This window comes from Streptomyces sp. NPDC058008 (genome assembly GCF_042886395.1).
Classification (GTDB): Bacteria; Actinomycetota; Actinomycetes; order Streptomycetales; family Streptomycetaceae; genus Streptomyces.
Genome location: NZ_JBHVQX010000061.1, coordinates 1 through 9,905, shown reverse-complemented (window position 1 = coordinate 9,905; position 9,905 = coordinate 1). Strand labels below are relative to the sequence as shown.

The 9,905-nt window shown below is 72.8% G+C and carries 10 protein-coding genes; 5 read left to right on the top strand and 5 right to left on the bottom strand.

The genetic code is table 11. The features are described from left to right. Positions 1-68: 68 nt before the first annotated feature. Both ACFVS9_RS33945 and ACFVS9_RS33940 read left to right on the top strand, forming a co-directional pair. A complete protein-coding gene (locus ACFVS9_RS33945; RefSeq protein WP_389938823.1) occupies positions 69-1,019 on the top strand; it encodes an adenosine kinase in 951 nt (316 codons plus the stop codon). Between the two features lie 309 nt (positions 1,020-1,328). Further along, positions 1,329-2,192: an endo alpha-1,4 polygalactosaminidase gene (locus tag ACFVS9_RS33940; protein ID WP_383118853.1), complete on the top strand. Its 864-nt coding sequence runs from the start codon at positions 1,329-1,331 to the stop codon at positions 2,190-2,192. Between the two features lie 332 nt (positions 2,193-2,524). On the opposite strand, the gene ACFVS9_RS33935 is transcribed toward ACFVS9_RS33940, so the two are convergent. Further along, positions 2,525-4,552 carry a heavy metal translocating P-type ATPase gene (locus ACFVS9_RS33935; RefSeq protein ID WP_389938820.1) on the bottom strand — a complete coding sequence of 676 codons (2,028 nt, stop codon included), beginning with the start codon at positions 4,550-4,552 and terminating at the stop codon, positions 2,525-2,527. Positions 4,553-4,649: 97 nt separating this feature from the next. Here ACFVS9_RS33935 and ACFVS9_RS33930 point away from each other — a divergent pair, with 97 nt between their 5' ends. Both ACFVS9_RS33930 and ACFVS9_RS33925 read left to right on the top strand, forming a co-directional pair. Beyond that, positions 4,650-5,036: an ArsR/SmtB family transcription factor gene (locus tag ACFVS9_RS33930; protein ID WP_383118855.1), complete on the top strand. Its 387-nt coding sequence runs from the start codon at positions 4,650-4,652 to the stop codon at positions 5,034-5,036. Between the two features lie 51 nt (positions 5,037-5,087). Further along, entirely contained in the window at positions 5,088-6,095 is a 1,008-nt protein-coding gene (locus ACFVS9_RS33925) for an MsnO8 family LLM class oxidoreductase (RefSeq protein ID WP_383118856.1), read from the top strand. 3 nt (positions 6,096-6,098) lie between these two features. Here ACFVS9_RS33925 and ACFVS9_RS33920 read toward each other — a convergent pair whose 3' ends face one another. The 4 genes from ACFVS9_RS33920 to ACFVS9_RS33905 form a co-directional block, all read right to left on the bottom strand. After that, complete coding sequence (locus ACFVS9_RS33920) at positions 6,099-6,488, bottom strand: DUF2267 domain-containing protein (RefSeq protein WP_383118859.1); 390 nt, start codon at positions 6,486-6,488, stop codon at positions 6,099-6,101. Positions 6,489-6,663: 175 nt separating this feature from the next. Beyond that, positions 6,664-6,855 carry a DUF6381 family protein gene (locus tag ACFVS9_RS33915; RefSeq protein WP_383118857.1) on the bottom strand — a complete coding sequence of 64 codons (192 nt, stop codon included), beginning with the start codon at positions 6,853-6,855 and terminating at the stop codon, positions 6,664-6,666. Positions 6,856-6,965: 110 nt separating this feature from the next. After that, positions 6,966-7,586 (bottom strand): L-threonylcarbamoyladenylate synthase, encoded by a 621-nt coding sequence (locus ACFVS9_RS33910; RefSeq protein ID WP_383118858.1) that lies wholly within the window; start codon positions 7,584-7,586, stop codon positions 6,966-6,968. Between the two features lie 140 nt (positions 7,587-7,726). Continuing rightward, the gene (locus tag ACFVS9_RS33905) at positions 7,727-9,088 is read right to left on the bottom strand and encodes an FAD-dependent oxidoreductase (protein ID WP_389938815.1); all 1,362 of its coding nucleotides are present in this window, start codon (positions 9,086-9,088) and stop codon (positions 7,727-7,729) included. Positions 9,089-9,409: 321 nt separating this feature from the next. Here ACFVS9_RS33905 and ACFVS9_RS33900 point away from each other — a divergent pair, with 321 nt between their 5' ends. Further along, positions 9,410-9,853, top strand: coding sequence for a nitroreductase family deazaflavin-dependent oxidoreductase (locus ACFVS9_RS33900; RefSeq protein WP_383119059.1), 444 nt, complete (start codon positions 9,410-9,412; stop codon positions 9,851-9,853). Positions 9,854-9,905 lie beyond the last annotated feature (52 nt).

Genomic DNA, 9,905 nt, shown 5'->3' with positions numbered 1-9,905 from the left:
AGGAGCACCTTCCGCCCCGCGCGCCGCCGACCGCCCCGAACTCCCTACCGAGAGGCACGACCACCGTCATGCGCGAGCAGACCGACGTTCTCGTCCTGGGCGGCGCGGGCGTGGACACCATCGTCCACGTCCCCGAACTGCCGCTCCCCTTCGCCGACAGCCACATGATCCGGCCGGGCATCGAGACCCGCGCGGGACAGAGCGGTGACTTCGTCACACTCGGACTGCACACGCTGGGGCTGCGCACCCACCACCTCGACATGATCGGCGACGACCACGAGGGAGACCTGGTGCGCGCCTTCCACCGCGACCGGGGCATCCCGTTCACCGAGGTCCGCCAGCCGCTCGGCACGAAGCGCGCGGTCAACCTCGTCGGCCCGGACGGGCGGCGGCTCTCCCTGTACGACGCCGCCCGCTCGGACGACGCGGACCGCTTCGACGACTCGACGGTCCGCGAACTCGCCGCCGTCACCCGCCACGCCCACGTCGTCATCACCCAGCCGTGCGCCCTCACCCTGCCGGTGCTCCGCGAGGCCGGGGTGACCATCTCCACCGATCTGCACGACTGGGACGGCACCGACCCCTACCACGAGACGTTCGCCCTGCGGTCGGACATCGTCTTCCTGTCCACCACGGACCTCACCGACCCCGAGCGCACCATGCGGGACATCGCCGGACGCGGACGGGCCCGGGCCGTCGTCGCCACGGCGGGCGCGGACGGGGCGTACCTGCTGTACGACGGCGAACTGACGCACACACCGGCCGTCACCCCGCCGGCCCCGGTGGTGGACTCCAACGGAGCCGGCGACGCCTTCGCCGCCGGGTTCCTCCTCGGCCTGCTCGACGGCGAACACCCGCGCCGCTGCGCCCTGTACGGGGCGGTGGCCGGCGCCTACGCCTGCACCGTGCCCGCGACACGCACCGACGCCATCGACCGGGAGGACCTGCTCACCGCCGTGGCCGGGATCGGGAAGGAGCGGGAGGCGAACGGGGTTCCGCCTGCCGGGAACCCGGCGTGAGGAGCCCGGCCCGCCGCCCGACGTGGTGCACCGGGTGACAGGGAGCCGGGACCGGCCGGCGTCCGGCGGGACACCGGTGGGCACGGCCCGCCGGATCCGCGCACCGGCGGGCCGCGCCGTTGCCCGACGGCAGGCGGACTCTCCGTCGACCCGTCGACCCGTCGGCCCGTCGACCGGCCGCCCCCGGGCGACCGGCCCCGGAGGCGTTGACGGAGGATAGGCGGTGGATCTTCCGTTCCGGATCCCCGACACCTGGAGATACGTGTGACCCGCCGTGCAGCACTTTTTCATCCCCTCCGACGCGAGCGTGTGATCGCCCGCACGGCGACAGCTCTCGCCGCCGTCCTGGGGGCCGGTGTGCTGGCGGGCTGTGGCGGCGGGGGCGACACGTCCGGCGCCGAGGAGCCCGAGCCGAGTCGCACGAAGACCTCGGACGTGGCCCTGCCGACGGCGGGCATGCCGTTCGACTACCAGATCGGCGGGGGCTACACGCCGCCCGACGGGGTGCGGGCCGTGTCCCGTGACCGCGAGGACGAGCCGGCCTCCGGCCTGTACAACGTCTGCTACGTCAACGCCTTCCAGACGCAGCCCGGCGCCCTGAAGTGGTGGCAGGACACCCACCCGGACCTCCTGCTGCGCGACGCCGACGACGAGCCGATCATCGACGAGGGCTGGGACGAAGTGCTGCTGGACACCTCGACGGAGGCCCGGCGCACCCAGCTCGCGGAGATCGTCGGGGAGTGGATCGACGGCTGCGCGGAGAGCGGCTTCCAGGCGGTGGAACCGGACAACCTCGACTCCTTCGAACGCTCGAAGGGCAAGCTGACGCAGGACGACAACGCCGCCTTCGCCGAGGAACTGGCCGCGCGGGCGCACCGCGCGGGTCTGGCGATCGGACAGAAGAACACCACCGACCTGCTCGACCGGCACGCCCAGATCGGCTTCGACTTCGCGGTGACGGAGGAGTGCGCCCAGTTCGACGAGTGCGGCGCGTACGCCGACGCGTACGACGACCGTGTCTTCGCGATCGAGTACGAGGGCGAGGGCGACGTCGGCTTCGACGAGAGCTGCGCGAGCTGGGGCGACCGGATCTCCCTCGTCCTGCGGGACCTCGACGTCCTCCCGGCGGGTGAGAAGGGGTACGTGTTCCGGACCTGCCCGGCCAAGGACTAGCCAGGCCCTTCCGCCCGGGTCACGACCGGCTCGCGTGCCCGGTGCGGGGGCCCACGGCGTTCCCGTGGGCCCCCGCACCGGCCGGGCCGCCTCTCCGGCCCGCAGGGGACCGGACCCGGAACGGCGGCCCGCCCCGGACGATCGCCCCCGGATCGCGTGCGGACCGGTCGGCCGGGCGCCTCGTGCACTCCGGAGGGAGCGGGTCCACCGGCACCCGGCCGCCCGTACGGGACGACGGTGTCGGGAGGCCCGCCGCCGCACAGGTGCCGGGTGGTGTTCGCCGGACCGGCGGGTGGGCGGCCTTCCGCCCGTGGTTCGCGCACGGACGGGCCTCAGACGGAGGCCTCGGCCGCGCGGGTGGCGGGGACCGCCACGTCACGCTCCTGCCCGGCCGCGCGCCGCCAGGCCGATTCGCGCAGCAGCCGGAGGCCGTTGAGGCCCACGATGACGGTCGAGCCCTCGTGCCCCAGGACGCCCAGGGGCAGGGGCAGATGGCCGACCAGATCCCAGACGACGAGGCCCGAGATGAACACGCCGGCCACGACCAGGTTCTGCACGACCAGTCGGCGGGCCGCCCGGGACAGGGCCACCGCCGCGGGCACGGTGGCCAGTTCGTCGCGGATGACGACGGCGTCCGCCGTCTCCAGGGCCAGGTCGGAGCCCGCACGTCCCATCGCGATCCCGACGTGCGCGGCGGCCAGCGCGGGCGCGTCGTTGACCCCGTCGCCCACCACCAGCACCTTGCGTCCCGCCCGCTCCTGCTCCTGCACGGCGGCGGCCTTGTCCTGAGGGAGGAGCCCCGCCCGTACGTCAGTGATGCCCGCCTCGGCGGCCAGCCGGTCGGCGGCACGTGCGTGGTCGCCGGTCAGCAGCATGGGTGAGCCGTCGGTCAGGCGGGCCAGTGAGGCGACGGTGGCCGCCGCGTCGCGGCGGATGCGGTCGGCGATCCCCAGGACCCCGACCGGCAGGCCGTCGCGCAGGACGAGCACCGCCGTACGCCCCGACTCCTCCAGCTCGGAGACCGACGCGGCGGCCCCGGCGGACGCGTCGGCCGCGGACTCGCGCAGCAGCCGGGCGGGGGAGCCGACCGAGACCCGGTGTCCGTCCACGGTGGCGGTGACACCGGTCCCCGGGGCGGAGGTGAATTCCGAGGCGGGCGGGAGCGGCAGGCGCCGCTCCTGCGCGGCGTTCACCACGGCGCGCCCCAGCGGGTGCTCGCTGGGGTGTTCGGCGGCGGCGGCCAGGGCCAGCAGCGTGTCCCCGGTCAGCCCGGAGCCGGGCAGCGGGCGGATGCCGGTGACGCGCGGGGCGCCCTCGGTGAGGGTGCCGGTCTTGTCCAGTGCGACCACGTCGGCCTGGCCCAGGCGCTCCATGACGACGGCCGACTTCACCAGGACGCCGTGGCGCCCCGCGTTGGCCATGGCGGAGAGCAGGGGCGGCATGGTCGCCAGGACCACGGCGCAGGGGGAGGCCACGATCATGAAGGTCATGGCCCGCAGCAGGCTCGCGGTCACGTCGTCACCGAGGGCGAGGGGGACGAGGAAGACGGCCAGGGTGGCGGCCACCATGCCGAGCGAGTAGCGCTGTTCCACCTTCTCGATGAACAACTGGGTGGGGGCCTTGGTGCGCGAGGCCTCCTCGGTCATCGCCACGATCCGGGCGATGACCGACTCCGACGCGTCCCGCTCCACGGCCACCTTCAGCGTGCCCGTGCCGTTCAGCGTCCCGGCGAACACCTCGTCACCGGCCTCCTTCACCACGGGCAGCGGCTCGCCCGTGATGGTGGCCTGATCGACCTCACCGGCACCGTCGAGCACCCGGCCGTCGGCACCGACACGCTCACCCGGCCGGATCCGGATGACGTCGCCGACCGTGAGGTCCCCGGTGGGTACGCTCTCCTCGCGGCCGTCCGGGGCGATGCGGGACGCGGTGGCCGGGGCGAGATCGAGGAGGCCGCGCACCGCGTCCTGGGTGCGCGCGGTGGCCAGCGCCTCCAGCGCACCTGACGTCGCGAAGATGACGATCAGCAGGGCCCCGTCCATGACCTGGCCGATCGAGGCCGCGCCCAGCGCCGCCACGATCATCAGCAGGTCCACGTCCAGGACCTTCTCCCGGAGCTCCCGCAGTCCCGACAGGGCGGGCTCCCAGCCCCCGGCGGCGTACACCAGGGCGTACAGCGGGCCCCAGGCCCAGGCGGGGGCTCCGGTGAGCTCCAGCGGGAGCGCGAGCAGGAACAGCAGCAGGGCGGCACCGGCCCAGCGGGCCTCCGCCAGGGCGAGGACCCGGGTACGGCGTCCGAGGGCCTTGCCGGAGCCGCCGGCTACGGAGCGCGATGGGGGTGGGGCGACGGCGGTGGGCATGACGGAACGACCCCTCACGGGCGGCGGGAACGACGACGACTCCACCGTACAGGAATATATGAACAGGTCTTCATGTGTCATCCGTAGAATGGACGCCATGGGCCACGGACGCGACGAACAGACCACCGCAACCACCCGCGAGCGTCTGGACGCGGTAGGGGCGGCGGGTGTCGCGGCGACGCTCCAGGCGCTGGCCACACCCTCCAGGCTGCGGATCCTGGCCCGCCTCCAGGAGGGCCCCTGCGCGGTCGGTGATCTCGCCGAAGCCGTGGAGATGGAGCCGTCCGCCTGCTCCCACCAGCTGCGTCTGCTGAGGAATCTGGGCCTGGTCGCGGGGGAGCGCCAGGGCCGTTCCATCGTGTACGCCCTGTACGACCACCACGTCGCCGAACTCCTCGACCAGGCGCTCTACCACGTCGAGCACCTGCGCCTCGGGCTCCGCGACACGCCCGCCGAGATCGCCGCCGCGACCGCACGGCCGTGAACCGCGTGACGGCCCGGGGAATCGCGGCGCCTCCGCGGTGTTGAACCAGGGGTGAGCGCACTCATCGCATCGACCCGGTTCTCCTTCCTCGACCGCTCCCGGACCCGCGAGGGGTACGACGGCCCGCAGGCGCTGCGGGACACCGTCGCGCTGGCCGTCACGGCCGAGGCCCTCGGCTACCACCGCTTCTGGGTGTCCGAACACCACAGCGTGCCCGGCGTGGCCGGTTCGGCGCCGACCGTGCTCGCCGCCGCCGTCGCTGCCGCCACCTCGACCATCAGGGTCGGAACCGGTGGGGTGATGCTCCCGAACCACCAGCCCTTCGTCGTGGCCGAGCAGTTCGGGGTGCTCGCCTCGCTCTTCCCCGGCCGGATCGACATGGGCCTGGGGCGTTCGGTCGGCTTCACCGACGGGATCCGCAGGGCCCTCGGCCGGGGCAAGGAGGACGCCGGCGCCTTCGCCGGACAGCTCGCCGAACTCCTCGGATGGATGGACGGCACCCAGCGGGCCCATCCCCAGGTGCACGCCCGTCCCGCCGAGGGGCTGCGCGTCCCCCCGTACGTCCTGGCGACCGGCGAGGGCGCCGCCATCGCGGCGGCGGCCGGCCTGCCGTTGGTCGTCGGCGATCTCCGGGGCCGCGACAAGCTGGTACGGGCCGTGGAGGACTACCGCGGCCGGTTCCGTCCCTCCGCGTGGAGCCAGGAGCCCTACGTGGTCGTGGCGGGCACCGTCGCCGTCGCCGGCACCGAGGAGGAGGCGCGGCGCCTGCTGGTACCCGAGGCCTGGTCCTCGGCCTACTCGCGCACGCACGGTTCGTTCCCGCCCCTGGCTCCGGCCGCACGGATCGAGGAGCTGCCCATGACGGAGAAGGAGCGGAGGCTCTTCGAGAACGGGCTGCACGGACATCTGGCCGGCACCGAGGACATGGTGCGGGCCGGACTGGAGCGGGCCGTCGAGGCGACGGGAGCGGACGAGGTGCTGGTCACCACGAGCACCTACGACCGTGCGGCGCTGGTGGACTCGATGCGGCGGCTCGCGAGCATCGCGAAGCTGTCCTGATGGTCAGTCAGTAGTGGGGTGGCCGAACAGGAGGTCGTATCCCGGCGGCAGTTGGAGCAGCAGGCGTGCCAGCAGGTCCTCGCCCGAGGCGTCGGCCACCACGCTGAGCACGGCGCTCGTGTCCCAGGCCGCCGTGCGCTCGGTCGCCCCCTCGATCCAGGCCGAGACCGCGCGCACGAACCGCTCCGAGCTGAGCGGTTCGGCGGCCTCCAGGGGGTTCAGGAGGATGAGTGCGAACGTCTCCGGCAACCGGGCGGCCAGTTCGTTGCGCTCCGCGCCGACGAGGTGCGCCCCCAGCAGGGCCAGCACCACCCGCGACGCCCGTTCCGCCTCCAGTGCCGATGGGTAGTCGCCGCGCTCCTGGACGGCCTCCAGGAACGGCTGCCATCTCATGTACGTCACCGGCTTCCCCTTCGCGGGAGCGGGCGGAGAGCGGGGCGGGGGAGGGGAAGCCCGGACCTCGCCCTCCGCGTATCCACCGCTTGTCACCTCAGTTCCGGTATTAGCACGACATACCGGTGAAGACAAACGGGGACCCGGCCGGCGGCCCGCCGGTCGCGCCGCGCTGCTACTCCATGGGGTAGATGTCCCCGCTGGCCATGCCGCTGACCTGCACGGTCTGCGATTCGAGCCGGTGCGCCTCGTCCCGCAGGCGCCGGCGTTCCGCAGGGTCGGTGGCCTGATCGGCGGCCTTCTCGAGATCCTGGGCCCGGCCGCGCATCCGCTGGAGACGGCCCCGGACGTCCTCTGACTCGCTCATGATCACTCCCTGGCGCTCGGCGGAGCGGACCCCTCCACCGAACCAGGCGCGCGGGGGTGCGCGCATCTCGGGGCAGGGGCCCCGAGCGCGGAGTGACCGTGCGGGCGGTGCTACTCGAACCGGGTCACGTCGCCGGCACCCCGGCGCACGACCTCCAGCTCACCGCCGGAGAAGTCGATGACCGTGGTCGGCTCGGTACCGCAGTCGCCGGAGTCGAGCACGATGTCCACCACGTGGTCGAGGCGCTCCTTGATCTCCCAGCCCTGCGTCAGCGGCTCCTCCTCGTCCGGCAGGAGGAGGGTGCTGGAGAGCAGCGGCTCCCCGAGCTCGGCCAGCAGCGCCTGCGTGACGGTGTGATCCGGGATGCGGACGCCCACGGTCTTCTTCTTCGGGTGCAGCAGCTGCCGAGGCACCTCTTTGGTGGCCGGGAGGATGAAGGTGTAACTCCCGGGTGTGGCGGCCTTGATCGCGCGGAAGACGTCGTTGTCCACCTGGACGAACTGGCCGAGCTGCGCGAAGTTCTGGCACACCAGGGTGAAATGGTGACGGTCGTCGAGGTTCCGGATCGACCGGATGCGGTCGATCCCGTCACGGCTGCCCAGCTGGCAGCCCAGGGCGTAGCAGGAGTCCGTCGGATAGGCGACGAGCGCGCCGGACCGGATGCTCTCGGCCACGTTGGTGATGGTGCGGCGCTGCGGGTTCTCGGGGTGCACGTCGAAGTACTTGGCCATCCGCCGAGTCTACGGCCTCGCGGCGTTCCCCTCCGGCGCACGGCGTCCACGACCTGCGGGCGCGGTGCGCGGACGGCGCCGCGCCCCCGGAGCCGTCCTTCGGTGAGGGGCTCCGGGGGCGCGGGCACCACTGCCGGCCGTCAGGCTCCGGACGCGTCCAGCATGGCGTTGCGCTCGACCACCTTGACGCGCTCACGGCCCTGCTCGGCGCCGAGGGCCTGCTCGTGGGCGTCCAGGCGGTGCCAGCCCTCCTTGGTGGTGTACCGGACACCGCGCTGCTCCAGGAAGTCGACGACCGCGTCGGCCCCGGGCTGCGCCGGAACGGGCAGCCGTCCGGCGGCGTGGTCCTCCAGCAGGCAGGCCACGGTCTCGTTGGCGTCGCCCTTCGTGTGCCCGATCAGGCCGATCGGACCGCGCTTGATCCACCCGGTGACGTACACCGAGGGCATCGGCTCGTCGTTGGCCAGTACGCGTCCCGCCGCGTGCGGGACCGTGCCCGAGACCACGTCGAAGGGCAGCTTCGGGAGCTCCTCGGAGTAGTAGCCGACCGCGCGGTAGACGCTCTGCACGTCCCAGTCCGTGTGGCGGCCCGTGCCCTTGACGTTGCCCGTGCCGTCCAGCTCCGTGCGCTCGGTGCGCAGGGCGACGACCCGGCCGTCCTCGCCGACGACCTCCACCGGGGACTCGAAGAAGTGCAGGAAGAGCTTGTGGCGGCGGTCGCCCACGTCCCGGATCGCCCAGTTCTCCAGGGTGGAGGCGACCATGTTGGCCTGCTTGTTCTCCCGGCGCGTGGCGATCGAGCCCTCGTCGTAGTCGATGTCCTCGGGGTTGACGATGACCTCGATGTTCGGCGAGTGGTCCAGCTCGCGCAGCTCCATCGGGCTGAACTTCGCCTGGGCCGGACCGCGCCGTCCGAAGACGTGCACCTCCAGCGCCTTGTTCGCCTTGAGCCCGTCGTAGACGTTCGCGGGGATCTCGGTCGGCAGCAGTTCGTCCGCCGTCTTGGCCAGGATGCGGGCGACGTCCAGGGCCACGTTGCCGACGCCGAGCACGGCGACCTTCTCGGCCTCCAGCGGCCAGGTGCGCGGCACCTCCGGGTGCCCGTCGTACCAGGCGACGAAGTCGGCGGCGCCGTAGGAGCCCTCCAGCTCGATCCCGGGTATGTCCAGGGCGCGGTCGGCGTCGGCACCCGTGGAGAAGATCACGGCGTCGTAGAAGGAGCGCAGGTCGTCCAGACCGATGTCGTTGGGGTAGTCGACATTGCCGAACAGCCGCAGCTGAGGCTTGTCCAGGACCTGGTGCAGCGCCTTGACGATGCCCTTGATCCGCGGGTGGTCGGGAGCCACGCCGTACCGGATCAGGCCGAACGGGGCGGGCATGCGCTCGAACAGGTCGATCGAAACGCCCGGCTCCTGGGCGGCCTCGGACTTGAGAAGCGCGTCCGCTGCGTAGATTCCGGCGGGACCGGCTCCGACGATGGCGACGCGGACGGGGCGTGTCATGGAGTGTGTTCCTTAGGGCGGACGAGCGCGGGCAGAGTACGGCGGGGTAAGGCATGGCTTACTCCGCAGCCCCCACGGTACGTCCTGCGCTCGGGAACCCCTGGAGCGGGGCGAGCGGATAGTACGGAAATAAAGGGACGTATGCCCTTGAAGAGGTCCGGATTCCGTGAAGCGTTTCCGCCGCGTCCGTCTCACGTGGGTCCAGGGAGTGAGACGGGGCTCGCCGGGCAGGCTGTAGGCCGGTGTCCCACGTGCTCCCGGTCCGCCGCGGAGCCATGATGGGCACACGAACCGCTGCACTCCGACGAGAGGACATGTGCGATGCCGATCGAGGGCGAGTACGAGCCCAGCCCGACGACCTGGGTCCGTGAGCAGGTGGAGCTGATCGAGAGCTCCGGCGGGACGCGGGGGACGACCTTGCGCGGCATGCCCGTCATCCTCCTGACGACCCGCGGCGCCAAGAGCGGCAAGCTCCGCAAGACCCCCCTGATGCGGGTGGAGCACGACGGGGAGTACGCGGTGGTGGCCTCCCTCGGCGGCGCTCCCAAGCACCCCGTCTGGTACTACAACGTCCAGGCCGACCCGGGGGTGGAACTGCGGGACGGCACCCTGCGGCAGGACATGGTCGCCCGCGAGGTCACGGGTGAGGAGAAGGCCCTGTGGTGGGGCCGCGCCGTCCAGGCGTTCCCCGACTACGCGGACTACCAGGACAAGACCGAGCGCGAGATCCCGGTCTTCGTCCTCTCCCCGGCCGCGAAGAGCTGAGACGACGGCGGCGGGGGGGGCCGGGGCCAGGCGGGCCCCCCGGCGGCCCCCC